This window comes from Streptomyces sp. Ru71, assembly GCF_002920535.1.
Taxonomy (GTDB): Bacteria; Actinomycetota; Actinomycetes; order Streptomycetales; family Streptomycetaceae; genus Streptomyces.
Genome location: NZ_PQSS01000020.1, coordinates 21,996 through 48,424, shown reverse-complemented (window position 1 = coordinate 48,424; position 26,429 = coordinate 21,996). Strand labels below are relative to the sequence as shown.

26 protein-coding genes are annotated in these 26,429 nt (G+C 70.6%); 14 read left to right on the top strand and 12 right to left on the bottom strand.

Features of this window, described 5'->3' with window-relative positions; genetic code table 11:
- Positions 1–38 precede the first annotated feature (38 nt).
- From C3489_RS15020 to fasR, 4 genes are all read right to left on the bottom strand, one after another.
- Positions 39–287 (bottom strand): acyl carrier protein, encoded by a 249-nt coding sequence (locus tag C3489_RS15020; RefSeq protein WP_004931691.1) that lies wholly within the window; start codon positions 285–287, stop codon positions 39–41.
- Between the two features lie 104 nt (positions 288–391).
- The gene (locus C3489_RS15015; RefSeq protein WP_103782310.1) at positions 392–1,423 is read right to left on the bottom strand and encodes a ketoacyl-ACP synthase III; all 1,032 of its coding nucleotides are present in this window, start codon (positions 1,421–1,423) and stop codon (positions 392–394) included.
- Between the two features lie 24 nt (positions 1,424–1,447).
- A complete protein-coding gene (locus C3489_RS15010) occupies positions 1,448–2,359 on the bottom strand; it encodes an ACP S-malonyltransferase (RefSeq protein WP_103782309.1) in 912 nt (303 codons plus the stop codon).
- 89 nt (positions 2,360–2,448) lie between these two features.
- Positions 2,449–3,654, bottom strand: a complete 1,206-nt coding sequence (gene fasR / locus C3489_RS15005) for a fatty acid biosynthesis transcriptional regulator FasR (protein ID WP_103782308.1) — start codon at positions 3,652–3,654, stop codon at positions 2,449–2,451.
- Between the two features lie 95 nt (positions 3,655–3,749).
- On the opposite strand from fasR, the gene C3489_RS15000 reads away from it, so the two are divergent.
- Both C3489_RS15000 and C3489_RS14995 read left to right on the top strand, forming a co-directional pair.
- A complete protein-coding gene (locus C3489_RS15000) occupies positions 3,750–4,430 on the top strand; it encodes a pirin family protein (RefSeq protein WP_181139679.1) in 681 nt (226 codons plus the stop codon).
- 92 nt (positions 4,431–4,522) lie between these two features.
- Entirely contained in the window at positions 4,523–5,104 is a 582-nt protein-coding gene (locus tag C3489_RS14995; RefSeq protein ID WP_103782307.1) for a hypothetical protein, read from the top strand.
- Between the two features lie 43 nt (positions 5,105–5,147).
- On the opposite strand, the gene C3489_RS14990 is transcribed toward C3489_RS14995, so the two are convergent.
- Positions 5,148–5,990, bottom strand: coding sequence for a serine hydrolase (locus C3489_RS14990; RefSeq protein WP_103782306.1), 843 nt, complete (start codon positions 5,988–5,990; stop codon positions 5,148–5,150).
- 18 nt (positions 5,991–6,008) lie between these two features.
- Positions 6,009–6,476 carry a GNAT family N-acetyltransferase gene (locus tag C3489_RS14985; protein WP_103782305.1) on the bottom strand — a complete coding sequence of 156 codons (468 nt, stop codon included), beginning with the start codon at positions 6,474–6,476 and terminating at the stop codon, positions 6,009–6,011.
- 96 nt (positions 6,477–6,572) lie between these two features.
- On the opposite strand from C3489_RS14985, the gene C3489_RS14980 reads away from it, so the two are divergent.
- Positions 6,573–7,064: a MerR family transcriptional regulator gene (locus tag C3489_RS14980; protein WP_103782304.1), complete on the top strand. Its 492-nt coding sequence runs from the start codon at positions 6,573–6,575 to the stop codon at positions 7,062–7,064.
- Positions 7,065–7,144: 80 nt separating this feature from the next.
- Here C3489_RS14980 and C3489_RS14975 read toward each other — a convergent pair whose 3' ends face one another.
- The 3 genes from C3489_RS14975 to C3489_RS14965 all read right to left on the bottom strand — a co-directional run bounded on the left by C3489_RS14975 (position 7,145) and on the right by C3489_RS14965 (position 10,028).
- The gene (locus tag C3489_RS14975; RefSeq protein ID WP_103782303.1) at positions 7,145–7,999 is read right to left on the bottom strand and encodes a DUF4429 domain-containing protein; all 855 of its coding nucleotides are present in this window, start codon (positions 7,997–7,999) and stop codon (positions 7,145–7,147) included.
- Between the two features lie 58 nt (positions 8,000–8,057).
- Positions 8,058–9,275 (bottom strand): alpha/beta hydrolase, encoded by a 1,218-nt coding sequence (locus C3489_RS14970; RefSeq protein WP_103782302.1) that lies wholly within the window; start codon positions 9,273–9,275, stop codon positions 8,058–8,060.
- Between the two features lie 81 nt (positions 9,276–9,356).
- Complete coding sequence (locus C3489_RS14965; protein WP_374936747.1) at positions 9,357–10,028, bottom strand: TetR/AcrR family transcriptional regulator; 672 nt, start codon at positions 10,026–10,028, stop codon at positions 9,357–9,359.
- A gap of 112 nt (positions 10,029–10,140) precedes the next feature.
- Here C3489_RS14965 and C3489_RS14960 point away from each other — a divergent pair, with 112 nt between their 5' ends.
- Complete coding sequence (locus tag C3489_RS14960; protein ID WP_103782301.1) at positions 10,141–11,763, top strand: MFS transporter; 1,623 nt, start codon at positions 10,141–10,143, stop codon at positions 11,761–11,763.
- 305 nt (positions 11,764–12,068) lie between these two features.
- Positions 12,069–12,380 carry a small hydrophobic protein gene (locus C3489_RS14955; protein WP_103782300.1) on the top strand — a complete coding sequence of 104 codons (312 nt, stop codon included), beginning with the start codon at positions 12,069–12,071 and terminating at the stop codon, positions 12,378–12,380.
- 52 nt (positions 12,381–12,432) lie between these two features.
- Here C3489_RS14955 and C3489_RS14950 read toward each other — a convergent pair whose 3' ends face one another.
- Both C3489_RS14950 and aceE read right to left on the bottom strand, forming a co-directional pair.
- The gene (locus tag C3489_RS14950) at positions 12,433–13,176 is read right to left on the bottom strand and encodes a potassium channel family protein (RefSeq protein WP_103782299.1); all 744 of its coding nucleotides are present in this window, start codon (positions 13,174–13,176) and stop codon (positions 12,433–12,435) included.
- 111 nt (positions 13,177–13,287) lie between these two features.
- On the bottom strand, positions 13,288–16,035 hold the full coding sequence (gene aceE, locus C3489_RS14945; protein ID WP_103782298.1) for a pyruvate dehydrogenase (acetyl-transferring), homodimeric type: 2,748 nt from the start codon (positions 16,033–16,035) through the stop codon (positions 13,288–13,290).
- A gap of 396 nt (positions 16,036–16,431) precedes the next feature.
- Between aceE and C3489_RS14935 the strand changes: the two genes are divergently transcribed.
- From C3489_RS14935 to C3489_RS14910, 6 genes are all read left to right on the top strand, one after another.
- A complete protein-coding gene (locus C3489_RS14935; RefSeq protein WP_181139677.1) occupies positions 16,432–16,869 on the top strand; it encodes a DUF3052 domain-containing protein in 438 nt (145 codons plus the stop codon).
- Positions 16,870–17,000: 131 nt separating this feature from the next.
- Positions 17,001–17,459 carry a peroxiredoxin gene (locus C3489_RS14930; protein ID WP_103782296.1) on the top strand — a complete coding sequence of 153 codons (459 nt, stop codon included), beginning with the start codon at positions 17,001–17,003 and terminating at the stop codon, positions 17,457–17,459.
- A gap of 133 nt (positions 17,460–17,592) precedes the next feature.
- Positions 17,593–18,168 (top strand): TerD family protein, encoded by a 576-nt coding sequence (locus C3489_RS14925; protein ID WP_103782295.1) that lies wholly within the window; start codon positions 17,593–17,595, stop codon positions 18,166–18,168.
- A gap of 100 nt (positions 18,169–18,268) precedes the next feature.
- Complete coding sequence (locus C3489_RS14920; RefSeq protein WP_103782294.1) at positions 18,269–18,847, top strand: TerD family protein; 579 nt, start codon at positions 18,269–18,271, stop codon at positions 18,845–18,847.
- A gap of 50 nt (positions 18,848–18,897) precedes the next feature.
- Entirely contained in the window at positions 18,898–20,040 is a 1,143-nt protein-coding gene (locus C3489_RS14915) for a DUF475 domain-containing protein (RefSeq protein WP_103782293.1), read from the top strand.
- Positions 20,041–20,145: 105 nt separating this feature from the next.
- Entirely contained in the window at positions 20,146–20,883 is a 738-nt protein-coding gene (locus tag C3489_RS14910; RefSeq protein WP_103782292.1) for a Tellurium resistance, read from the top strand.
- Positions 20,884–20,893: 10 nt separating this feature from the next.
- Here C3489_RS14910 and C3489_RS14905 read toward each other — a convergent pair whose 3' ends face one another.
- A complete protein-coding gene (locus tag C3489_RS14905) occupies positions 20,894–21,736 on the bottom strand; it encodes a TerD family protein (protein WP_103782291.1) in 843 nt (280 codons plus the stop codon).
- Between the two features lie 190 nt (positions 21,737–21,926).
- Between C3489_RS14905 and C3489_RS14900 the strand changes: the two genes are divergently transcribed.
- From C3489_RS14900 to C3489_RS14890, 3 genes are read left to right on the top strand one after another with little or no spacing between them, the layout of a single operon-like run.
- Positions 21,927–23,093: an HpcH/HpaI aldolase/citrate lyase family protein gene (locus C3489_RS14900; RefSeq protein WP_103782290.1), complete on the top strand. Its 1,167-nt coding sequence runs from the start codon at positions 21,927–21,929 to the stop codon at positions 23,091–23,093.
- Between the two features lie 14 nt (positions 23,094–23,107).
- On the top strand, positions 23,108–25,606 hold the full coding sequence (locus C3489_RS14895; RefSeq protein WP_103782289.1) for a phosphoribosyltransferase: 2,499 nt from the start codon (positions 23,108–23,110) through the stop codon (positions 25,604–25,606).
- Positions 25,606–26,421 carry an HAD family hydrolase gene (locus C3489_RS14890; RefSeq protein ID WP_103782288.1) on the top strand — a complete coding sequence of 272 codons (816 nt, stop codon included), beginning with the start codon at positions 25,606–25,608 and terminating at the stop codon, positions 26,419–26,421. The genes C3489_RS14895 and C3489_RS14890 overlap by 1 nt, the downstream gene beginning before the upstream one ends.
- Positions 26,422–26,429: the final 8 nt, after the last annotated feature.

Below are 26,429 nucleotides of genomic sequence, written 5' to 3'. Positions count from 1 at the left end.
GGGTGGCGGGGCCGGGGCACGCCCGGCCCGAGCAGGACTCAGGCCTGGTGCTTGAGGATGTAGTCGGTCGCGTCGCCGACGGTCTTGAGGTTCTTGACGTCGTCGTCCGGGATCTTCACGTCGAAGCGCTCTTCGGCGGCGACGACGACCTCGACCATGGACAGCGAGTCGACGTCCAGGTCGTCGGTGAAGGACTTGTCCAGCTGGACGTCCTCAACCGGGATCCCGGCGATCTCGTTCACGATCTCGGCGAGACCGGCGACGATCTCTTCCTGAGTGGCGGCCATCTTGGCGCTCCTTCTTTGGTGTTCTTCAGGGTGTGGCGCCCGCCGCGGGAGCGGCAGGGTGGTGCTCTCGCCGTGCCGGAGACGAATGTTCCGGCACGGAGTGCCTAGGGGAGAGTAACGACCGTCGCGGCGTAGACGAGACCCGCCCCGAATCCGATGACGAGTGCGGTGTCGCCGCTCTTCGCCTCACCGGTCGCCAGGAGCCGCTCCATCGCGAGCGGGATCGAGGCGGCCGAGGTGTTTCCGGTGGTCCGCACATCACGGGCGACCGTGACCGTCTCGGGCAGCTTCAGGGTCTTCACCATCGAGTCGATGATCCGCTCGTTGGCCTGGTGCGGGATGAAGACGTCCAGCTCGTGCGCGGAGATCCCGGCCGCGTCCAGCGCCTGCTGGGCGACCTTCGCCATCTCGAACACGGCCCAGCGGAAGACCGCCTGGCCCTCCTGCGTGATGGCCGGGAACTTGACGTTGCCCTCGCTGTCCAGCGGCAGCTTGGAGACGTCGCCGATGCGGAACTCGTTCCACGGCACGGTCTGCTTGATGGTCTCGGACTTGTCGCCCTCCGAACCCCAGACCGTCGGACCGATGTGCGGCTCCTGGGAGGGGCCGACCACGACCGCGCCGGCGCCGTCACCGAACAGGAAGGCCGTCGCGCGGTCCTCCAGGTCGGTCAGGTCGCTCAGCCGCTCCACGCCGATGACCAGCACGTACTCGGCCGAGCCCTCGACGATCATGCCCTTGGCGAGGGTCAGGCCGTAGCCGAAGCCGGCGCAGCCCGCGGAGATGTCGAACGCGGCGGCCTTGTTCGTGCCGAGCTTGTCGGCGATCTCCGTGGCGACGGCCGGGGTCTGCTTGAAGTGCGTGACGGTGGAGACGATCACCGCGCCGATCTGCTCGGCGGAGATCCCGGCGTCAGCGATCGCCTTGCCGGACGCCTCGACGGACATCGCGGCGACGGTCTCCTCGTCGTTCGCCCAGTGCCGGGTCTGGATGCCGGAGCGGGAGCGGATCCACTCGTCGGAGGAGTCGATCTTTTCGAGGATGACCTCGTTGGGAACCACGCGGGTCGGGCGGTAGCCGCCGACGCCGACGATGCGCGCGTACGGGGCGCCCTTGCTGGCCTTGATCTTCGCCATGTTCGATTCGGCTCCTTGGGCGTCTCAGGCGTGCTCGGCGATGAGTTCGCGGGCCGCGTCGAGGTCGTCGGGGGTCTTCAGCGCCAGGGTCTTCACACCGGGCAGGGCCCGCTTGGCGAGGCCGGTCAGCGTGCCGCCCGGGCACACCTCCAGCAGCGCGGTCACACCGAGCTCCTTGAAGGTCTCCATGCACAGGTCCCAGCGCACCGGGTTGGCGACCTGGCCGACCAGCCGCTCAAGCACCTCGGCGCCGGTGGCGACGGCCTGCCCGTCCTTGTTGGAGACGTACGGAACCTTCGGGTCGGCCGGCGTGAGGGCCTTGGCGGCCTCGGCCAGCCTGTCGACCGCGGGGGCCATGTGGTGCGTGTGGAAGGCGCCGGCGACCTGCAGCGGGACGACCTTGCGGACGCCCTCGGGCTTGTCCTCGTTCAGCGCGGCGAGCTGCTCCAGCGTGCCGGCGGCGACGATCTGGCCCGCGCCGTTGATGTTCGCCGGGGTCAGGCCGAGCTTCTGCAGGTGCGCGACGGAGACCTCCGGGTCTCCGCCGAGCAGCGCCGACATGCCGGTCTTCGTGATCGCGGCCGCGTCGGCCATCGCCAGGCCGCGGGTGCGGACCAGGCCGAGGGCGGCGGTGTCGTCGAGGACGCCCGCGAAGGCGGCCGCGGTGATCTCGCCGACGCTGTGGCCGGCGACGGCACCCGGGGACACGTCACCCAGTGCCGCGGCGGACAGGATGCCGGCCGCCACCAGCAGCGGCTGGGCCACCGAGGTGTCGCGGATCTCGTCCGCGTCGGCCTTCGTGCCGTAGTGGGCGAGGTCCAGTCCGATGGCCTCGGACCAGGCGGCGGCGCGGTCGGCGGCGCCGGGCAGGTCGAGCCAGGGAGTCAGGAAGCCGGGCGTCTGAGCGCCCTGGCCGGGAGCGACGAGTACGAGCACTCTCACACTCTCTCTTGGGGACGGCCGTGGCCGCCCGTGGGGACAAGGACGAAGAACACGAAGGGGTTTTGTGGGCCCCCGACAAAACACTAGGTCTGGGGATCACCGTCGGCCAGACGCCCCAGAATCAGTGCGATGCGCAAGGTGAACGCAGAGCGTACATCGGAAGGCGACCAACCGGTGACGTCAGTCACACGTCGGAGCCGGTAGCGCACGGTGTTGGGGTGAACGAACAGCATCCGGGCGGCACCCTCCAGGCTGCTCGCCTGTTCCAGATAGACGGAGAGCGTTTCCAGCAGCGCGGAGCCGGCCTCCTCCAGTGGTCTGTAGATCTCCTCCACCAACTGCTCCCGCGCCATCGGATCACCGGCGATGGCGCGCTCCGGCAGCAGATCGTCCGCCAGCACCGGCCGCGGCGCGTCCTGCCAGGCCGAACACGCTTTCAGTCCGGCCGCGGCGGCCTGCGCGGACCGGGTCCCGGCGAGCAGGTCGGGCACGATCGGACCGGCCACCACCGGCCCGGCGGCGAACGGGCCGATCAGCGACTTCGCCACCGCGAGCGGGTTGTCGCTGCCGCCCGCGATGACCACCAGCCGGCTGCCCAGCACCCCGGTGAGCACCTGCAGCTTGGCGTGCCGGGCGGCCCGGCGGATGGCCTCCACGGTCAGCTCGCTGTCCCCGTCCGGGGCGGTGCCCAGCACCACGCACACGTGTTCCGGCGCGTTCCAGCCGAGCGCGGCGGCCCGGCTGACGGCGCCCTCGTCGGCCTCCCCGCTGAGCACGGCGTTCACCACGAGCGACTCAAGCCGGGCGTCCCAGGCACCGCGTGCCTCGGCGGCCTGCGCGTACACCTGGGCGGTGGCGAAGGCGATCTCGCGGGCGTACACCAGCAGCGCCTCGCGCAGCACGCTCTCGTCGCCGGGGGCGGCCACCTCGTCGATGGCCGACTCCATGACCTCGATGGTGGTGCGCACCATCTCCACGGTCTGGCGCAGGGTGATGGCCCGGGTCAGCTCGCGCGGCGCGGTGCCGAAGACGTCGGTGGAGATGGCCTGCGGTGCGTCGGGGTGCCGGAACCACTCGGTGAAGGCGGCGATGCCGGCCTGGGCGACCAGCCCGATCCAGGAACGGTTCTCCGGGGGCATCGCCCGGTACCAGGGCAGCGTCTCGTCCATCCGCGCGATCGCCTGCGCGGCGAGCGAACCGGAGGACTTCTCCAGCCGCTTCAGGGTCGCGGAGTGCGGATGGAGGTGGTGCGCTGCGGCTTCGGGATGACGGGCTTCTGGTTCGGGCACGGGGACAAGACTGCCTTATCGGGACGACGGTGTGTGCCGCCGGGTCCGGACTGCGCACGGCACCGGCCTGCGGCGGGGCTACCGTGGTCCCCGTGATGGTGGACGTACGGCGCTCCGGCGAGCGCTATCCCGGCGGTGAGCCGGAGGCCGGGATCCAGTCGTGGCACGCCTTCTCCTTCGGGCCGCACTACGACCCGGACAATCTTCGCTTCGGCGCGCTGATCGCCTGCAACGAGGAGCGGCTCGCGCCCGGCGCCGGCTTCGACGAGCACCCGCACAGCCACACCGAGATCGTCACCTGGGTCGTCGAGGGGGAGCTGACCCACCGCGACTCCACCGGGCACGAGACACGGGTGCGCCCCGGCGACGTGCAGCGCCTGAGCTCGGCGGCGGGCGTGCGGCACGTGGAGCGCAACGACGGCGCGGGGCCCCTGACCTTCGTGCAGATGTGGCTGGCCCCGCTGCGGCCGGGCGGCGAGCCGTCGTACGAGATCGTCCGCGGCATCGCCGACTCCACCCCGTACGCCGTCCCCGGGGCGGGCGCGATGCTGCACCCGCGGCGGCTGGCGGCGGGGGAGCGGACGGCGGTGCCGGACGCGCCGTACGTCTACGTCCATGTGGTGCGCGGTCAGGTCAGGCTGGCGGAGGACCGGTTGGGGCCGGGTGACGCGGCGCGGATCACGGACGCGAGGGACCTGGAGCTGCTCGGGGAGTCGGCCGCGGAGGTCCTCCTCTGGGAGATGTCGAATGCGCGTACGACACCCGAACGCACGTAACCAACAGTGCATCGGTCGCTACGAGCTGTTTGTCTGGCGCTGAGGCCCCCAGTCCCCGTCGGGCCTCCCCACCAGCAAGGAGAACAGACAGCATGAAGCTCGCTCCCCGCCCCCTGATACGCGCCGCCGCTCCCGCCGCGGCCGCCGGCCTGGTTCTGACCGCCTTCACCCTGCCCGCCGTCGCGCTCGACCCGCCCGGGTCGACGGTGACCCGCTCCGGCGGCACCGTGCAGCTCGTGGCCCGCTCCGGGGTCGCCAACGTGGTCCACGTCGGCGGTCAGACCCTGGCCGACGGCGTCCACGCGATCGTCGAGGACGAGTCCGGCATCGCCGCGTTCAACGGCTGCCGGCCCCTCGACGCCACCACCGCCGACTGCGGTGTCGGCATCACCCAGCTGCAGATCGCGCTGGGCGACAACAGCGACACGCTCTTCATCGACCAGCGGGCCGACCAGAACAACCCCGCCTCCGCCCCGCTGCTCTACAACGCCTCGGTCGACGCCGGCACGGGTCCCGACACGATCGCCACCGGGCGAGGCAACGACCAGATCAACCTCCGCGACGGAGTCAACGGCAACGACCGGGTGACCTGCGACGGCGGCACCCAGGACCGGGCGATCGGCAACCCCGGCGACTCCATCGACCCCAGCTGCGAGTTCCGGGTCACCTTCTAGGCCCGCGCCGCGCGGGCGTGGCCGGTGCTCCCCGGTGCCCGGATCAGCGCAGCTCCGCCAGCACCGCGTCGGTGAACACCGGCCACGCCTCGATCGCCCACGGCCCGAAGGCCCGGTCCGTCAGCGCGACACAGGCCGCGCCCCTGCCGTTCCCGTCCGCCCACCCGGCGTCCGGGTCGATCCACAGGAACGTGCCCGACTGCCCGAAGTGCCCGAACGTGCGCGGCGAGGACGCCGCGCCCGTCCAGTGCGGCGCCTTGCCGTCGCGGATCTCGAAGCCGAGCCCCCAGTCGTTCGGGTTCTGGTGCCCGTACCCCGGCAGCACCCCCTTCGTCCCCGGGTACTGCACGGTCATCGCCGCGGCGACCGTGCGCGGGTCCAGCAGCCGCGGCGCCTGCACCTCGGCGGCGAAGCGCAGCAGGTCCGCCACCGTCGACACGCCGTCCTTGGCCGGGGAGCCCTCCAGCGAGGTCCCCGTCATGCCGAGCGGCTCCAGCACCGCCTGCCGCAGATACTCGGCGAACGGGATGTCCGTCGCCTTGGCCACGTGGTCGCCCAGCTGCTCGAAGCCGGCGTTCGAGTACAGCCGCCGCTCCCCGGGCGCCGCCGTCACCTTGTGCTCGTCGAAGGCCAGTCCGGAGGTGTGCGCCAGCAGATGCCGCACCGTCGACCCGGCGGGCCCGGCCGGCTCGTCCAGCTCGATCGCGCCCTCCTCGTAGGCGACGAGGACGGCGTACGCCGCGAGCGGCTTGGTCACCGAGGCCAGCGGGAACGGCCGGTCGGCCGGCCCATGGGTGCCGAGCACGGTCCCGTCGGCCCGTACGACCCCCGCCGCGGCGGTGGGAACCGGCCAGTTCTCGATCAACGCGAGGCTGTTCAGCGACATGCCGACGAGCCTAAGCGCTCAGAGCGTCAGCTCCATCAACGGGTCGGGCTTGCGTGCGAAGCCCATCGACGCGTACAGCGGCTCCGCCTCGGCCGACGCCGTCAGATGCACGTAACCCGCGCCGCGCTCCCGGAACCACGCCAGCAGCTCCTCCATGCACGCGCGCGCGTACCCGCGCCGCCGGGCGTCCGGGTCGGTCGCCACGCTGAAGACGAACCCGGCGATCCCCCGCGGATGCCCCGCCCGCCCGATCCGGTACTCCAGCGTGCCCACGACCAGCGCGGCCAGCGCCCCCGGCCGCTCGGGATGGTCCACGACGAACGCCGCGAAGTCCCCGTCCGGATCGGCAAGGCGGGCCCGCAGCCCGGGCAGGGACTCGGCGTGCCAGTCGGCGGCCGGCTCGGTCCGTACGGCGTCGATCATCACCTGGCGCAGCCGGAGCAGTTCCCCGGCGTCCTCCGGCACAGCACGGCGTACTAGGCTCATGCGGCTTACGGTACTTACATTGCGCGGTGCTGTCCCGCCGTTTTCTTACCGAATCCGCTTGCTTGGAGTGCACTCCAAGGTCATAGCGTGGGAGCCATGACGGTGATGCAGACCACGGCCGCGGCCCTTCAGGAGATCGAGGAAGCCACCCGCAGGGACATCTGTTCCGCCCCGCCGCGGCGCCACCCCCGCCCCGACGGCCAGGACCGCTACACGATCAGCGAGGTCGTCGCCTTCACCGGCCTGACCGCCCACACCCTGCGCTGGTACGAGCGCATCGGCCTCATGGACCACATCGACCGCTCGCACACCGGCCAGCGCCGGTACACCAACCGCGACCTGGACTGGCTGGACCTCGTGGGCAAGCTGAGGCTGACCGGCATGCCGGTCGCCGACATGGTCCGCTACGCACAGCTCGTGCGCGAGGGGGACAGCACCTACGCCGAGCGCCACGCCCTGCTGGAGGCCACCCGCCGGGACGTGCTGAGCAGAATCGCCGAACTGCACGACACGCTGGCGGTACTGGACCGAAAGATCAGCCACTACGCGAAAGAGATCTCGACAGCTCCGGGCACGGCAACCCCCTGAAGGGGCGCGGGGAACTGCGCGATCAGCCACAACGGCCCCGCACCCGCCGACGAACAAGGACCCGGCAGACGAGAACGCTCCTACAGCTCGGAGAGCAACTCGGCCTTCTTCACGGAGAACTCCTCATCCGTGACCAGCCCGGCCTGATGAAGCTCCCCCAGGTGCCGGATCCGCTCGGCGATGTCCGCGGGATCACGCCGAGCGGCCGGCACCGAGACGGCCGGCCGGCAGTCCCGCACAGCGGCCAGCACCGCCGCCGCGAACGGCAGTGACTCGTGCACGGGCCCGTACCCCAGCCCGAACACCACCGCGGCCGGGTCCTGGTCCGGGTGCGGCGGGGAGGCGCCCTCGCCCTCCCGCCGTATCAGCCGCAGATGCCCCTCGAAGACCTCGGGCGAGCGCCACTCCACCCCGCTGAGGTCGGCGACCGCGAAGCTCTGGTCGCCGGCCTTCCACTTCGCCGACGAGGCACCCGTCCACGACCAGCGGAAGCGCACCGTCGACCCGTCGAAGGACGCCTTCGCGTCGTACGCCTTGAACGACAGCGGCACCCGCGGCGCCCGCACCAGGAACCGCTCGGCCGGACCCGACTCGGTCAGCCGGGCGCGCAGCTCGTCGCCGTAGTACTCGGCGAGGGTCTCCCGCTCGGCCGGCAGCACCAGCCGGTAGGGGTCGCACCCTTCCTTCAGCTGCCCGTCGGCCGCCTCCAGCAGCGGATCGGCGCCCGGCCGGGGCACGGCCCGCAGCACGACCGTGCCGCGCTTGCCCGGCGTGAGCGTCACCGACTCCAGAGCCGTCAGCGGGACGCGCCGCTCCCCGAGCACCTGGAAGAGCCTCGGTGTTCGAATCCCCCGTTCGTAACGGATGAGCACGGAGTCGGACTCGAACTCCCAGGCGGCATGAAATCCGGCCAGTACGTCACCCATGCGGCTCATCGTATGCGGCACCCGCTTCTTCGGCCCATCCCCGCGCAGACCGCACTTCCTGCTGTCTCTACGCGCGTCCGGGCGTCGCCGCACCGGACAAACCCACCCGGCAGGCGCCGTCCTCGTCGGCGCAACTCACCGAGTCATATGCGCCGACGCCGATCTCGGCGAAGTTGCGCAGACTGTCCGTGCCGGGTTCGAAGTAGCCCGCGTGGCCCTGCGCGTCCCGCGCCGACAGCACCCGGGCGCCGAACGCCGCCGACACCGGGTCCGCGCCGTGGCCGAGCCCGCCGAACTCCAGATACGGCACGTCCTGGATCCAGTCCGTGGCGTCCCGCATCGCCCACACCCGGGCGGAGGTGCCCAGGTGCGCGGCCTTCGTCACCCGCATGCCGGGGCTGCCGGCCACCGCGATGTCGGACACCCGGCCCGGCATCGAGTGCGCGGCGACCCCGCACAGCACCGAGCCGTAGCTGTGGCAGAACAGCGACACCGGAGAGCGTCCGGGCAGGGCCCGCAGCAGCGCGTTCAGGCGTACGGCGCCGTCCCTCGCGCGCATCGCGGTGGCCGAGTCGATGCCGAGACCGGCCGGCGCGGTGTAGTCGGCCCAGGCGATCACGGCCGTACGGGTCGAGGGGCTGGCCGAGCGCTCGGCGGCGTACAGCGAGCCGGCCATGCCGGCCGGGGCCGAGTACTTGCGGTAGGTGCGCTGGAAGGTCATCAGATCGGTGTCGACGCCGGGCACGATCACCGAGATCCGCTGGGCCTTGTCGAGGTCGCCGAAGACCTCGGCGGCGCGGCCGGAGCCGTCCGGGTCGAAGGCGAGGATCTGCCGGCCGTCGCGCAGCATCGACTCGAACCGGTGCATGCGCTTGCCCGCCACCTGCTGCCCGGCCCTGCTGAGCCGCATGTCGTGCATACGGGCCCGCTCGGTGTGCGCGGCCTGGGCGAGCGCGACGCGGTTGGCCTTGTAGCGCAAGGCGGCCGGGGCGCCGTTCATGTTGCCGACGGCGAGCGGATAGCGGCGGGCCAGCCCGTCGCGCTCCTGCACGGTGAGCGAGGCGAAGAACCGGGTGAGGCGGGCGGGTGAGGCGTCCGGGTCGGGCAGCCGGTGGCCGGCGACGCTGCCGTGCTCCCAGGCGGAGAGCGACGCCTGCAGCGCGGTGCTCTCCCGCTGGTGGCGCAGTGCCGTCCAGCCCGTGGTCGCCAGCATCACGAACACCACGGCCAGCGCGAGCAGCATGCGCCAGACGTTCAGTTGCGGGGAGGTGTCGAAGGAAGTCACTGGGAGGACACACTAGGAGAACGAGAGGGTCTCGCGTGAACCGAGTGACGGGGATCACGTTTCGCAAACTCGGTGAAGGGTTCAAGTGGTGCGCCAGTTGCCCCTGATGGCCGAGTCCACCTGATCGAGGTAGCGCGCGGTGAGCTCGCGCATCGCCTCCACGCTGCCGTCCTCGCCGACGCTCCACTGCCGCTCGGTGACCCGTATCACCCCGCCGAAGACGGCCACCAGCAGCCGGGGCCGTGGATCGGCGTCGACGTCGATGCCCTCGCGGTCGGCCAGCACCCGCGCGATCTTCTCCTCCGTCTCGGCGGAGCGGCGCAGATGGGCGGCGAGCAGCACCGGGGTCGACTCGATCATCCGGTACATCCGCAGATACAGCTCTACCGGGACGACCGCCTCGATGGACTCGCCGATCCGGTCCCAGCCCTCGACGACCGCCTGGCGCAGGGCCTGCATCGGGGTCTCGTGCGGCGGACGGCCGCGCACCGCCTCAAGGAAGGACGCCTCGGTCATGGCCTGCACGGCGAGCGCGGCGTCCTCCTTGCCCGCGAAGTAGCGGAAGAAGGTGCGCTGGGAGACGTCGACGGCCTCGGCGATCTCGTCGACCGTCGTGCGCTCGTAGCCCTGGGTGGTGAACAGCTCCATCGCGGCCCGCACCAGGGCGTCCCGGGTGCGCTGTTTCTTGATCTCGCGCAGCCCCGGTCGCGGCGCCGCGCCCGGCGCGGTCCTTGGGGTCCCGAGCGTGTCCACATTCCTCCTTCGCTCCTGTTCCCCCAGTTCAGGCTATCGGTCGGTGCCGTGTCAGTTACCGACTTGTGAATTGGTTTGTCAATTGTCAGGGACTGTCACTAGCCTCGAACACATGACTAGTCAGATCACCCTCGACAAGACGGGACCCGGGGGCGGCGGCCCGTCGGACTCGTCGGGGCAGGCGCCGGGCGCCACCGGCCTGCGCGGCCATCCGTGGTTCACCCTCATAACCGTCGCCGTCGGGGTCATGATGGTGGCCCTCGACGGCACGATCGTGGCCATCGCCAACCCGGCGATCCAGAAGGACCTCGGCGCCACCTTCGCCCAGGTGCAGTGGATCACCAACGGCTACTTCCTGGCCCTCGCCGTCTCGCTGATCACGGCCGGCAAGCTCGGTGACCGCTTCGGCCACCGGCAGACCTTCCTGATCGGCGTCGTCGGATTCGCCGCCGCCTCGGGCGCGATCGGGCTGTCCGACTCCATCGCGCTGGTGGTGACCTTCCGCGTCTTCCAGGGTCTGTTCGGCGCGCTGCTGATGCCGGCCGCGCTGGGCCTGCTGCGGGCGACCTTCCCGGCCGAGAAGCTCAACATGGCCATCGGCATCTGGGGCATGGTCATCGGCGCCTCCACCGCCGGCGGCCCGATCCTCGGCGGTGTGCTGGTCGAGCACGTCAGCTGGCAGTCGGTGTTCTTCATCAACGTGCCGGTCGGCGCCCTCGCGCTGGTCCTCGGCCTGCTGATCCTGCTGGACCACCGCGCCGAGAACGCCCCGCGCTCCTTCGACATCCTCGGCATCGCCCTGCTGTCGGGCGCGATGTTCTGCCTGGTCTGGGCGCTGATCAAGGCCCCCGAGTGGGGCTGGGGCGCCGGGAAGACCTGGCTGTTCATCGGCGCGTCCGCCCTCGGCTTCGTCCTCTTCGGCCTGTGGGAGACGAAGGTCAAGGAGCCGCTGATCCCGCTGAAGCTGTTCCGGTCGGTGCCGCTGTCCGCCGGTGTCGTGCTGATGGTCCTGATGGCCATCGCCTTCATGGGCGGCCTGTTCTTCGTCACCTTCTATCTGCAGAACGTGCACGGCATGAGCCCCATCGACGCCGGCCTGCACCTGCTGCCGCTCACCGGCATGATGATCGTCGGCTCGCCGCTGGCCGGCGCGCTGATCACCAAGCTGGGCCCGCGCGTCCCGCTGGCGGGCGGCATGGCCGTCACCGCGGTCGCGATGTACGGCATGTCGACGCTGGAGGTGGACACCGGCAGCGGCCTGATGTCGCTGTGGTTCGCCCTGCTGGGCCTCGGCCTCGCCCCGGTCATGGTCGGCGCCACCGAGGTCATCGTCGGCAACGCGCCCATGGAGCTGTCCGGTGTCGCCGGCGGTCTCCAGCAGGCCGCGATGCAGATCGGCGGCAGCCTCGGTACGGCCGTGCTGGGCGCCGTGATGGCCTCCAAGGTGGACAGCGACCTGCCCGGCAACTGGACGGACGCCGGTCTGCCGCCGCTCACCCCCGAGCAGGTGGGCCAGGCCTCCGAGGCCGTCCAGGTGGGCGTGGCCCCGGTCCCGCCGGGCACCCCGGCGCAGATCGGCGAGAAGATCACCGGCGTCGCGCACGACACCTTCATCTCCGGCATGAGCCTGGCGTCGCTGGTCGCCGCCGGTGTGGCGGTCGTGGCCGTCCTGGTCGCCTTCCTCACCAAGCGCGGCGAGAACGCCGAGGCGGGCGCGGGAGCGGCGCACATCTGACCCGAAGTCGGAAAAGCTCACTCATCAGGGTGACGAGGTCCAGGATCCGTCGACCTCGGCACCGGGCACACGTCACAGTGGGTCAAGCCTTCCGGTACGGCACATTCCCCGGGCACCTGCGCCTGGCATGTGCGCGACCGGAGGGCGGCCCGGGCGCCGCCGCGCTGCCGGAGGGGGACAGCGCGGCGGCGCCCGGGTTTTTTCTTGAATTCCCAACTCTCGGCGGCATGACCCCGCCAAGCCCGGTTACCCGAAGTCCCAGAGCCCCGACGCACAGCCAACTGACCCCGGGGCTCTGGGAGTTGATGATGGCGGGCTTCGGAAACGGAACGCGCGGGTACCCCCGCTCACGTGGCCGGACGTGGTCACGGACCGGGCCGGACCGCGCGACGCTCGGAATCATCGGAGCCGTCTGCGCCGTCGCCGGCTTCTTCGTACTGGGAGCGGTCCTCGGCCCCGCGGCGATGCTCTGCGGCTGGCTGTCCCTGGACCGCACCTGGTCGGGAGCATCCCGCAGGCCCTGGGCCCTGGTCGCCTTCGTCCTGGGCGCCATCGACACGCTCCTGGCCTTGATCTGGCTGGCGGGAGCGGCGACCTGGGGCAACGGCTTGCTGTAACCGGCGGCACGAGGCAAGGCGCCCCCGGCAACGACCGGGGGCCCGCCCGTGCTCACGGCACCGCCTTGTCCGACACCCCCCGCAGCTCCGCGACCTCGGCCCGAAGCGCCCGCACCTCCTCCGTCAGCGACTGGATCGCCTCCGTCTGCCGCCGCTCCTCCACGTCGTCCTTCTCGAACCGCGCGATGAACCACGCCGCGATGTTCGCCGTCACCACACCGAGCAGCGCGATCCCGGACAGCATCAGCCCGACCGCGATCAACCGCCCCAGCCCGGTCGTCGGCGCGTGGTCCCCGTACCCCACGGTCGTCATCGTCGTGAAGGACCACCACAGCGCGTCACCCAGCGTCCGGATGTTCCCGTTCGGCGCCGACCGCTCCACCGACAGCACGGCCAGTGAGCCGAACATCAGCAGCCCCACCACCGCGCCGACGACGTACGTCGTGAGCCGGATCTGGTTGGCCATCCGCGCCCGCCGCCCCACCAGCAGCAGCGTCGCGACGATTCGCAGCAGCCGCAGCGGCTGGAGCATCGGCACCACCACGGCGCACAGGTCCAGCCAGTGCCTGCGCACGAACCGCAGCCGGTCCGGGGCCAGTGCCAGCCGGACCACGTAGTCGGTGGCGAACGCCCCCCACACCACCCACTCGACCACCGTGCACGCCACCGTCATCGACCGGCTCGCCGTGCTGTCCACGATCGGCACGGCGTAGGCGACGGCGAACAGCACGGCGAGCGCCAGCAGCGGCCGCTGGGTGCGCTGCTCCCAGCGGGCCTGCGCGGATTGTGCGTCCATGTCGGTAATCGTAAAGAACGCGTAAGGGCGGTGGAGGCCCGGCAGAAACCGAGCTCCACCGCCCCGAGACTCCCTGAGCCTCCCGAGACGTCCCGAGACCCCCGCAGGGGACTACGCGTCGCCGCCCGCCGCCCCCGGATCCGCGGCGGTCACATCGAGCAGCTGGTACCGGTCGACGGCCTGCTTGAGCACCGACCGGTCGACCTTGCCCTCCCGCGCCAGCTCGGTCAGCACCGCCACCACGATCGACTGCGCGTCGATGTGGAAGAAGCGCCGGGCCGCCCCGCGGGTGTCCGCGAACCCGAACCCGTCCGCGCCGAGCGACTGGTACGTGCCCGGCACCCACCGCGCGATCTGGTCCGGCACCGACCGCATCCAGTCGGAGACCGCCACGAACGGCCCCTGCGCCCCGGACAGCTTGCGCGTCACGTACGGCACGCGCTGCTCCTCCTCCGGGTGCAGCAGGTTGTGCTCCTCGCAGTCCACCGCCTCGCGGCGCAGCTCGTTCCAGGAGGTCGCCGACCACACGTCGGCCCTGACGTTCCACTCCTCGCCGAGGATCCGCTGCGCCTCGATGGCCCACGGCAGGGCCACACCGGAGGCCATGATCTGCGCCGGGATCGAGCCGGCCGTGCCCTCGGCGAACCGGTAGAGGCCCTTGACGATGCCCTCGGCGTCCACGTTCTCCGGCTCGGCCGGGTGCTGGATGGGCTCGTTGTAGACGGTGAGGTAGTAGAAGACGTCCTCGCCGTGCGGGTGCTCCTCGGAGCTGCCGTACATCCGGCGCAGGCCGTCCTTGACGATGTGCGCGATCTCGAACCCGAAGGCCGGGTCGTACGCCACGCACGCCGGGTTGGTCGAGGCCAGCAGCTGCGAGTGGCCGTCGGCGTGCTGCAGACCCTCACCGGTCAGCGTCGTGCGCCCGGCGGTCGCACCCAGCACGAAACCGCGCGCCAGCTGGTCGGCCATCTGCCAGAACTGGTCGCCGGTGCGCTGGAAACCGAACATCGAGTAGAAGACGTACACCGGGATCAGCGGCTCGCCGTGCGTCGCGTACGCGGAGCCCGCCGCGATCAGCGACGCGGTGCAGCCCGCCTCCGAGATGCCGTCGTGCAGCATCTGGCCGGTCGGCGACTCCTTGTAGGCGAGCAGCAGCTCGCGGTCCACCGACTCGTACTGCTGGCCCAGCGGGTTGTAGATCTTCGCGCTCGGGAAGAAGGAGTCCATGCCGAACGTGCGGTACTCGTCCGGCGCGATCAGTACGAACCGCTTGCCGAGTTCCTTGTCCCGCATGAGGTCCTTGAGCAGCCGTACGAACGCCATGGTGGTGGCGATGGACTGCTGACCGGAGCCCTTCTTCACGGTCGCGTACGTCTTGTCGTCCGGCAGCGGGAGCGGCTTGGAGCGCACGACGCGGGTCGGGACGTACCCGCCGAGCGACTTGCGCCGGTCGTGCATGTACTGGATCTCCTCGGAGTCCCGCCCGGGGTGGTAGTACGGCGGGGCCCCGCTCTCCAGCTCCTTGTCGGAGATCGGCAGGTGCAGCCGGTCCCGGAAGCGCTTGAGGTCGTCGACCGTCAGCTTCTTCATCTGGTGGGTGGCGTTGCGGCCCTCGAAGTTCGGGCCCAGCGTCCAGCCCTTGACCGTCTTGGCCAGGATGACCGTCGGCTGGCCCTTGTGCTCCTTGGCCGCCTTGAACGCCGCGTAGATCTTGCGGTGGTCGTGGCCGCCGCGGCCCAGGTGCAGGATCTGGTCGTCGGTCATGTTCTCGACCATCGCGCGCAGCCGGTGGTCGTCGGCGAAGAAGTGCTCGCGGATGTACGCGCCGGACTCGGTGGCGTACGTCTGGAACTGGCCGTCCGGGGTGGTGTTCATCCGGTTGACCAGCACGCCGTCGCGGTCCTGGGCGAGCAGCGGGTCCCAGGTGCGGTCCCAGATGAGCTTGATCACGTTCCAGCCGGCGCCCCGGAAGACCGACTCCAGCTCCTGGATGATCTTGCCGTTGCCGCGCACCGGGCCGTCCAGGCGCTGCAGGTTGCAGTTCACCACGAAGGTCAGGTTGTCCAGGCCCTCGCGCGCGGCGATGGACAGCTGGCCCAGCGACTCCGGCTCGTCCATCTCGCCGTCGCCGAGGAACGCCCACACGTGCGACCGGGAGGTGTCGGCGATGCCGCGCGCCTCCATGTAGCGGTTCATACGGGCCTGGTAGATCGCGCCGATCGGGCCGAGGCCCATGGAGACCGTCGGGAACTCCCAGAAGTCCGGCATCGAGCGCGGGTGCGGGTAGCTGGACAGGGCGTGCGGGGCCTTCGACTTCTCCTGGCGGAAGCCGTCGAGCTGTTCGGCGCTGAGCCGGTCGAGCAGGTACGCGCGCGCGTAGATGCCCGGCGAGGCGTGCCCCTGGAAGAAGACCTGGTCACCGCCGTCGCCCTCGTCCTTGCCGCGGAAGAAGTGGTTGAAGCCCACGTCGTACAGCGAGGCGGAGGAGGCGAACGTGGCGATGTGCCCGCCGACGCCGATGCCGGGGCGCTGGGCGCGCGAGACCATCACCGCCGCGTTCCAGCGGGTGGCGTTGAGGATCTTGCGCTCGATCTCCTCGTTGCCCGGGAAGAACGGCTCGTCCTTGGTGGCGATCGTGTTGACGTAGTCCGTGCTGCGCATCTCGGGCACGGCCACGCGCTTCTCGCGGGCCCGCTCGATCAGCCGCAGCATCAGGTAGCGCGCCCGCTCCCGGCCGCGCTCGTCGATGGCGGCGTCGAGCGAGTCGAGCCACTCCTGGGTCTCCTCGGGGTCGAAGTCGGGGACCTGACTCGGAAGGCCGCCAATGATGATCGGGTTGCGATCGGATCCGGAAGCCACGCTGATCCTTACCTGTCGAAAGAAACCTGCCGAAACGGCCGTGCTGTCGCCGACCCCATCGTCCTCCCCGGTGCGGCGTACGTCATCTCCGACGCCCTCACTACCGTGAGGTAACGACAGGTGGGGGCGGGGCGGGCGAGGCCGGGAAACTCATTCGAGTCTCGTACCCGCAGACGGTTCCCAAACGCCCAAAGAGGGCAGAAAGGTGTGGTGTGCATCACCACGGTCTGGGATTGTGTGCCGTAAGTTGCGGCGACACGGCCAGGATCGTCACCGTTTCGGCGGTCCGAACCGCCGGGTACTTGCGCGATCCGCCCCGCCCGTGTGGACTACGGCCAATGCTTCGCGCACGCGCGTGGCTGAGATATTCACCAAGACATGATCAGGAGGCAACCCGTGAGCGCGACCGCGGACCACGCGGAGGAGCGGACGAACCCTGCCGGCAGGCTGGGGTTCCAGCCCGGGCAGGTGGTCCAGGAGATCGGCTACGACGACGACGTCGACCAGGAGCTCCGCGAGGCCATCGAGGAAGCCATCGAGGGCGACCTGGTGGACGAGGACTACGACGACGTGGCCGACGCCGTTGTGCTGTGGTTCCGTGACGACGACGGCGACCTGACGGATGCGCTGGTGGATGCCACCACGTACATCGAAGAGGGCGGCGCGATTCTGCTCCTCACGCCGAAGACCGGCCGTTCGGGGTACGTGGAGCCGAGCGACATCTCGGAAGCCGCCACCACGGCGGGGCTGACGGCGTCCAAGAGCGTCAGCGTCGGCAAGGACTGGAGCGGCAGCCGGCTGGCCACGCCGAAGGCGGCCAAGACCAAGCGATAGTCGTTCGTCACCCGGGCGGGCCGGCTCTGAGCCGGTCCGCCCCAGGGCCTGCCACGCCCCGGCGGTGGCCGCCTCGTAGGGTGGAGCCCAGCGTTGCACCCGAACGGCCCCCCGAAAGGACAGGCACCCCGATGGCGATCCAGGTCGGCGACAAGGCCCCCGACTTCGAGCTCAAGGACAACCACGGCCGCACCGTGAAGCTGTCCGACTTCCGCGGCAGCAAGAACGTCGTCCTGATCTTCTACCCGTTCGCCTTCACCGGCGTGTGCACCGGCGAGCTGTGCGAGGTCCGCGACAACCTGCCGCAGTTCTCCGACCGCTCCACCCAGGTGCTCGCCGTCTCCAACGACTCCATCCACACCCTGCGCGTCTTCGCCGAGCAGGAGGGCCTGGAGTACCCGCTGCTCAGCGACTTCTGGCCGCACGGCGAGGTCTCCCGCGCCTACGGCGTCTTCGCCGAGGACAAGGGCTGCGCGGTGCGCGGCACCTTCGTCATCGACAAGGAGGGCGTCGTGCGCTGGAGCGTCGTCAACGCGCTGCCCGACGCCCGTGACCTGAACGAGTACGTCAAGGCGCTCGACGCGATCTGATCCAGGCCGACACCCGGCGATTGTTCGGCTCCAGGCTCCTGCGGGCTGCGGGAACCCGTCACTAGGATCGGGTCGTTGATCCGATGTCACAGCACGACGGGGCTCCCCGCCCCCGAACACCAATGGAGGACTCGTGGGAGTCAGCCTCAGCAAGGGCGGCAACGTATCGCTGACGAAGGAGGCCCCGGGCCTGACCGCCGTCATCGTCGGTCTGGGCTGGGACGTGCGCACCACCACCGGCACCGACTTCGACCTCGACGCCAGCGCGCTGCTGCTGAACAACTCCGGCAAGGTCGCCAGCGACCAGCATTTCGTCTTCTTCAACAACCTCAAGAGCCCCGACGGCTCGGTGGAGCACACCGGTGACAACCTCACCGGTGAGGGCGAGGGCGACGACGAGCAGATCAAGGTCAACCTCGCCGGCGTCCCGGCGGACGTGGAGAAGATCGTCTTCCCGGTCTCGATCTACGACGCCGAGAACCGCCAGCAGTCCTTCGGCCAGGTGCGCAACGCCTTCATCCGCGTCGTCAACCAGGCCAACCAGCAGGAGATCGCCCGCTACGACCTCAGCGAGGACGCCTCCACCGAGACCGCGATGGTCTTCGGTGAGCTCTACCGGCACGGTGCCGAGTGGAAGTTCCGCGCCATCGGCCAGGGCTACGCCTCGGGTCTGCGCGGCATCGCGCAGGACTTCGGCGTGAACGTCTGAGTCGTCCGAAGCGTCTCACCGTCCGGCGCCGCGCGGTTTACGTGCGGCGCCGGACGCGCAGGACAAGCACAGGCACACCGTCTCGGGGAGGGACCACGACATGGGCGTCACACTCGCCAAGGGGGGCAACGTCTCCCTGTCCAAGGCCGCGCCGAACCTCACACAGGTGATGGTCGGACTCGGCTGGGACGCACGCTCCACCACCGGAGCCCCGTTCGACCTCGACGCCAGCGCCCTGCTGTGCGGCGCCGGCAACCGGGTCATGGGCGACGAGTGGTTCGTCTTCTACAACCAGCTCAAGAGCCCCGACGGCTCGGTGGAGCACACCGGCGACAACCTCACCGGTGAGGGCGAGGGCGACGACGAGTCGATCCTGGTCGACCTGTCCAAGGTGCCGGTCCAGTGCGAGAAGATCGTCTTCCCGGTCTCGATCCACATGGCCGACGAGCGCGGCCAGACCTTCGGCCAGGTCTCCAACGCCTTCATCCGCGTCGTCAACCAGGCCGACGGCCAGGAACTCGCCCGCTACGACCTGAGCGAGGACGCCTCCACCGAAACGGCGATGATCTTCGGTGAGCTCTACCGCTACCAGGGCGAATGGAAGTTCCGGGCGGTGGGGCAGGGGTACGCATCCGGGCTGCGCGGCATCGCTCTAGACTTTGGGGTCAACGTTTCGTAAAGCCGAGTGCGGCACGGGGGAATCCCGTACACGTACGGATTGGGTAGCCAGTGCTTCTGAAAACCTTCGGCTGGTCGTTCGCGGTCACCGCGCTCGGCCTGGTCGCAGCGGTCTTCTACGGGGGGTGGGAAGCCTTCGGCATCGTGGCGATCCTCTCCATCCTGGAGATCTCGCTGTCGTTCGACAACGCCGTGGTCAACGCCGGAATCCTGAAGAAGATGAACGCCTTCTGGCAGAAGATCTTCCTCACCGTCGGCGTCCTCATCGCGGTCTTCGGCATGCGCCTGGTCTTCCCCGTGGTGATCGTCGCGATCAGCGCCAAGATGGGCCCCATCGAGGCCGTCGACCTCGCGCTCAACAACAAGGACCGCTACCAGGAGCTGGTCACCGACGCCCACCCCGCGATCGCCGCGTTCGGTGGCATGTTCCTGCTGATGATCTTCCTCGACTTCATCTTCGAGGACCGGGACATCCAGTGGCTGCGCTGGATCGAGCGGCCGCTGGCCAAGCTCGGCAAGGTCGACATGCTGTCGGTCTGCATCTCCCTGATCGTCCTGCTGATCACCTCCTTCACCTTCGCCACCCACGCCCACCAGCACGGCGGCACCCACGTCGACAAGGCCCAGACGGTGCTGATCGCCGGCATCGCCGGCCTGATCACCTACATGATCGTCGGCGGCCTGTCCGGCTACTTCGAGGACAAGCTGGAGGAAGAGGAGGAACGCGAGCACGAGGAGGAGGAAGAGGCCGAACGCAGCGGCAAACCCCGCAACGCGGTCAAGCTGGCCGGCCAAGCCGCGTTCTTCATGTTCCTCTACCTGGAGGTCCTGGACGCGTCCTTCTCCTTCGACGGCGTGATCGGCGCCTTCGCCATCACCAACGACATCGTGCTCATGGCCCTCGGCCTCGGCATCGGCGCGATGTACGTCCGGTCGCTCACCGTCTACCTGGTCCGCCAGGGCACCCTCGACGACTACGTCTACCTGGAGCACGGCGCCCACTACGCCATCGGCGCCCTCGCCGTCCTGCTGCTGGTCACCATCCAGTACGAGATCAACGAGGTCATCACCGGCCTGGTCGGCGTCATCCTGATCGCCTGGTCCTTCTGGTCCTCCGTGCGCCGCAACAAGGCGCTCGCGGCCGCCGAGGGATCCGGCTCGAACGACAAGGCCGAGGTCTCCTCCGGGGTGTGACGACCTCCCCGACGAGGGAACGCTTCGAGGCGGGGCGGCTGTGCGGGACGACTCCTGACGCGGCCGCCCCGCCGGTTCATGCAGTGACACCAGGGGGGGCGGGACATGGGACTCTTCGACGGACTGCTGGGCGGACGCGCCGCCGACTTCGACTCGGGCAGCGCCGCGACCAACGCCATAGAGCTGACCAAACGGCACCGCCAGGTCTCCCTCACCAAACAGGGCGCGGCCACCGGCAACCTCCGCGTCAACCTCACCTGGCGGATGCGCACCTCCGACATCGGCGGCTCCCAGCGCGAAAGCCTGCTGCGCCACCCCTTCCGGGCGCTCAAACCGCCCGAGGTCCTCGAACACAGCCAGTCCATGGTCAACGTCGACCTCGACCTCGGCTGCCTGTACGAGCTGACCGACGGCACCAAGGGGGTCGTCCAGCCGCTGGGCGGCTATCTCGGCGACGTCAACGCACCGCCGTACGTCAAACTCAGCGGCGACGACCGGTTCGGGTCCGGATCGGGGGAGACGATGTACGTCAACCTCGACCACCGGGAGAACATCAAACGGCTGCTGGTCTTCGTCTACATCTACGACCAGACCCCGGCCTTCGACCGTACCCACGCCATCGTCACGCTCTACCCGAGCAACGGCCCGCGCATCGAGATAGGCCTCGACGAACGCCACCCCCAGGCCCGCTCCTGCGCCGTGGTGATGATCGAGAACGTCAAGGGGGAGCTGATCGTCCGCCGCGAGGTCAAGTTCGTCTACGGCTTCCAGGGCGAGATCGACCGGCTCTACGGGTGGGGACTGCAGTGGGGCAGGGGCTACAAGGCCAAGGCCGAACGGTAGCCCGAAGCCGTCACCGCCCGATGAACTGCGGGCCCATCGGAGGCAGACCGACGTCCTGGCCCGGACCCGGCGTCACCGGCGGCGGATAGCCGTAACCGGACACCCCCGCCGGGGCCGGCACCGGCGCCGTCGCCGGAGTCGTCGCGGGAGCCGGCGGATAGCCGTACGCGGGCTGCAGAGGCGCCGTCGCCGGCGGCTGCTGCGGGTAGCCGTACGCCGGCTGGGCCGGCACCGCGCTCGGCTGCTCCGGCGGCAGCGGCTGCGCCGCCGGCGCGGCGGACGACGGCCGGGCCGCCGACTGCGCCTCCTCCGCCTCGTCCACCGAGATGCCGAAATCCGTCGCCAGGCCCTTCAGGCCGTTGGAGTAGCCCTCACCGAGCGCGCGGAACTTCCAGCCCTCGCCCCGCCGGTACAGCTCCCCGCAGATCAGCGCCGTCTCCTCACCCGTCTCCGGCCGGATCGCGAACGAGGCCAGCGCCTCACCGTCCGGGGCGCCGGCGTCGTACAGCAGGATGCTCAGATCCCGCACCCGGTCGAAGGTGACGCCGTCCGCGGAGGCCACCAGCAGAATCCGCGTGACCCCCGCCTCGACCCCCGTGAGGTCGGTCTGGATCGTGTCGGTCAGCCCCTGCGCCAGCCGCTTCTTGCCCAGCCGCCACACCACGCCCGACGGATGCCGGGGCTGGTTGTAGAACACGAAGTCCTCGTCCGAGCGCACCCGGCCGTCGGAACCCAGCAGCAGCGCCGAGACGTCAACGTCCGGGACGTCCTGCCCGGGCGACCAGCGCAGCACGGCACGGACCGTCGTGGCCTCCAGCGGGACGTTCGACCCCTTCAGCATCGCGTGCGTCATGCCGTCATCCTGCCTTCTGAGTCCTGTTCACGACAACGCGGGGTGCGGCCCGCGCCGGCACAGCGCCGCCCCGGCCGTGTTACCGGAAATTCATGCCCCGCGGGAACTCAGGACATGGATCCGTACGTACTATTACCGGCCACCTTTTACCGCATCCATAGGCCAGATCCTTGCGCCCCGGGGGAGTTACATGCGTCATTTCGGGCACATCGCCCCGGAGGTGCGGCAGCGCCTCTTCCACCGCGAGCCCTGCGAGTTCACCGCCGACTCCCCGGCCCGGCTGCTGTCCGCGGCCCTCGGCGCCACCCTGTACAGCCCGGCGACCCGCCCCCAGCTCGCCGACGACATCCTCAAGCAGGCCGCACGCGGCGTCGTGTCCATGGTGCTGTGCCTGGAGGACTCCATCGGCGACGAGGACGTCGAGGACGGCGAGGACAACCTCGTCCACCAGTTCGCCGACCTCGCCGCCCGGCCCGCCACCGACCTGCCCCTGCTGTTCATCCGGGTCCGCGCCCCCCACCAGATCCCCGACCTGGTCCGCCGCCTGGGCCCCACCGTCCGCCTGCTGTCCGGCTTCGTGCTGCCCAAGTTCACCGAGCAACGCGGCATCCTCTTCCTGGAGGCCCTCGCCGCCGCCGAGAGCGCCTGCGGCCACCGCCTGTTCGCGATGCCGGTCCTGGAATCCCCCGAGCTGCTGTACCGCGAGTCCCGCGTGGAGACCCTGGAGGGCATCTTCCGCGCCGTCGACAAGTACCGCGACCGCGTCCTCGCCCTGCGCCTCGGCGTCACCGACTTCTGCTCCTCCTACGGCCTGCGCCGCGCCCCCGACATGACCGCCTACGACGTCCAGATCGTCGCCTCCGTCATCGCCGACGTGGTCAACATGCTCGCCCGCGCCGACGGCACCGGCTTCACCGTCACCGGCCCCGTCTGGGAGTACTTCCGCGTCTCCGAGCGCATGTTCAAGCCGATGCTGCGCACCAGCCCCTTCCTGGAGGGGCAGGCCGTCGAACTGCGCGAGAGACTGATCGAGCACGCCATGGACGGACTGCTGCGGGAGATCACCCTCGACCAGGCCAACGGCCTGCTCGGCAAGACCTGCATCCACCCCTCCCACGTGCTGCCCGTGCACGCGCTGTCCGTCGTCAGCCACGAGGAGTACAGCGACGCCCAGGACATCCTCAAGCCGGAACGCGGCGGCGGGGGTGTACTCAGGTCGGCCTACACGAACAAGATGAACGAAGTGAAGCCGCACCGCGCCTGGGCCGAGCGCACCCTGCTGCGCGCGGAGGTCTTCGGCGTCGCGGGCGAGGGCGTCAGCTTCGTGGAACTGCTCGCCGCCGGAATACCCGGCTGAGGACACAGGGACGGATGAAGAACGCAGTGAACAACGGGGTCTGGTCCGGGACCTGGGTCGCCGAGCGGCTCGGCGTCGAACTCGTCGGCGACGACGATCTCACCGAGCTGCTGGGGCTCGCGTTGCGCCGCAACCCCAAGCGGGCGCACCTGCTCGTGTCCCACGTGCTCGGCAAGCACGTCCCGCAGTCGCCGTCGGTCGTCTACGGCTCCGGGCTCGCGCTAGGCCGCCGCGTCCGGGACCTGCTCGGCGCCCAGGAGGCCGCCCGCGCGGTCGTCCTCGGCTACGCCGAGACCGCCACCGGCCTCGGCCACTCCGTCGCCGACGGCCTCGGCACCGCCCCCTACCTGCACTCCACCCGACGCCCCGTCCCCGGCGTCGCCCGCGCCGGCGGCTTCGAGGAGTCCCACTCCCACGCCACCACCCACCTGCTGCTGCCCGAGAACCCGGCCCTGCTGGCGGGGGAGGGCCCGCTGGTCCTGGTGGACGACGAGTTCTCCACGGGAAACACGGTCCTGAACACGATCCGCGACCTGCACGAGCGCTACCCGCGGGGACGGTACGTGGTCGTCGCCCTGGTGGACATGCGCTCACCGGAGGACGCGGACCGGCTGGAGGACTTCGCGCAGGAGATCGGCGCGAGGGTGGACCTGGTGGCGGCGGCCAGGGGGACGGTACGGCTGCCCGAGGGCGTCCTCGAAAAGGGACGGGACCTCGTAGCGCGGCATGAGGTGACCCACCCAGGGGCGCGCGGCGGTGACATATGCGGCTCCGCCGCGTGGGCGCGAGAAACCACAACGCACCCGCACCCACCCCACAACCGCACCACCCGAGTGGATCTGCACTGGCCCCCCGGCCTACCCGACGGCGGCCGCCACGGCTTCACCCCCACCCACCGCCGAAGGCTGGACGCCGCCCTCCCGGCGATGGCGGCCCGCCTCGCCGAAGCCCTGCCGGAAAATGCGCACCGCGTCCTCGTCCTCGGCAACGAGGAGCTGATGTACGCCCCCCTCCGCCTCGCCCGCGAGCTGGAGCAGATCACCGACGCCCAGGTCCGCTTCTCGACCACCACCCGCTCCCCCGTACTCGCCGTCGACGACCCCGGCTACGCCATCCGCACCCGCCTCGTCTTCCCCGCCCACGACGACCCCGACGACGGCCCCGGCGAGCGCTACGCCTACAACGTGGCCGGCGCCGGCTTCGACGCCGTCGTCGCCGTCGTCGACTCCGCCGGCGACACCGCCGAGCTGCACGCACCCGACGGCCTGCTGGCCCGGCTCGCCGAGCACACGCCGCACGTGGTCCTCACGGTCGTACCGTCGTACGTCCCCGCGCCCGCCCCCGAAAGGCCCGCCATGCTGCCCGAGCCACTCCGTGGCCCCGCGTTCTCCTCCTACGCGCCCGAGGAGGTCGGCTGGCTGCTGCAGGACCTCTCGGACGTCACCCTGGAGGCGCCCACCGAGGAGCGCGAGGAGGCCATCCAGAGCGGCGGCGCCCACTACGCCGAGTCCCTGCCCGTGGAGTACCAGCCCAGCGAGCAGTACCAGGAACTCTTCCACCAGGCCCTGGACGCCTCCGCGGCCCGCATCGCGCACGCCGTCGGCGTCGTCACCGAGACGGTCCTCGCCGAGCGCTCCCCCCGCCCCGTCCTGGTCTCCCTCGCCCGCGCCGGCACCCCCGTCGGCGTCCTCATGCGCCGCTGGGCCCAGCACCGGCACGGCCTGGACCTGCCGCACTACGCCGTGTCCATCGTGCGCGGCCGCGGCATCGACGCCAACGCGCTGCGCTGGCTGGCCGCCCACCACGACCCCGCCGACGTCGTCTTCGTCGACGGCTGGACCGGCAAGGGCGCCATCACCCGCGAACTCGCCCAGGCCGTCGAGGAGTTCGAGAAGGCCGAGGGCATCACCGGCTTCGACCCGGAGATCGCCGTCCTCGCCGACCCCGGCTCCTGCGTACGCACCTACGGCACCCGCGAGGACTACCTCATCCCCTCCGCCTGCCTCAACTCCACCGTCTCCGGACTGATATCGCGCACCGTGCTGCGCGCCGACCTGGTCGGCCCGCACGACTTCCACGGCGCGAAGTTCTACCGCGAACTCGCCGGCGCCGACGTGTCCAACGCCTTCCTCGACGCCGTCTCCGCCCGCTTCCCCGAGGTGGCCGACACCGTCGATGCCGCCGTCAAGGAACTCCTCGCGAGCGACCGCACCCCCACCTGGGCGGGCTGGGCCGCCGTCGAGCGCATCAGCGAGGAGTACGGCATCCACGACGTCAACCTCGTCAAGCCCGGCGTCGGCGAGACCACCCGGGTGCTGCTGCGCCGGGTGCCCTGGAAGATCCTCGCGCACGAGGGGGCCGGGGCCGACCTGGACCACGTCCGCCTGCTGGCCGAGCAGCGCGGGGTGCCCGTCGAGGAAGTCGGCGACCTGCCCTACACCTGCGTAGGACTGATCCACCCCAAGTACACACGCGGCGCCACCGGCGCCGACGGCAAGGCGGTGACCGTCTGATGCCGGTCCTGGTGGCGAGCGACCTCGACCGCACGCTGATCTACTCCTCGGCGGCCCTCGCGCTGACCATGCCCGACGCTCGCGCACCGCGCCTGCTGTGCGTGGAGGTGCACGAGAGCAAGCCGCTGTCGTACATGACCGAGACGGCGGCCCAGCTGCTGACCGACCTGGGCGACACGGCCGTCTTCGTCCCGACCACCACCCGCACCCGCAAGCAGTACCAGCGCATCAACCTGCCGGGGCCCGCACCGACGTACGCGATCTGCGCCAACGGCGGTCACCTCCTCGTCGACGGCGTCTCCGACCCCGACTGGCACCGCCAGGTCACCGACCGCCTGGCCGGCGAGTGCGCCCCCCTCGCCGAGATCCAGGACCACCTGCTGCGCACCGCCGACCCCGTCTGGGTCCGCAAGCACCGCACCGCCGAGGACCTCTTCGCCTACCTCGTCGTCGAACGCGAACTGCTGCCCGAGGAGTGGGTGAAGGAACTGACCGCCTGGGCGGAGCCGCGCGGCTGGACGGTCTCGCTGCAGGGCCGCAAGATCTACGCCGTACCGAAGCCGCTGACCAAGAGCGCGGCCGTGCGCGAGGTCGCCCGCCGCAGCGGCGCCGAGCTGACCCTGACCGCCGGCGACTCGCTGCTGGACGCCGACCTCCTCCTCGCAGCCGACCAGGGCTGGCGCCCCGGCCACGGCGAACTGGCCGACGAACGCTGGACGGCCCCCCGGATCACGGCCCTGCCGGAGAGAGGGGTACTGGCGGGGGAGAGGATCCTGCGCGAGTTCCTGAAGGCGACCAGAAGAGCAACCCCCTAGGGCCCGGG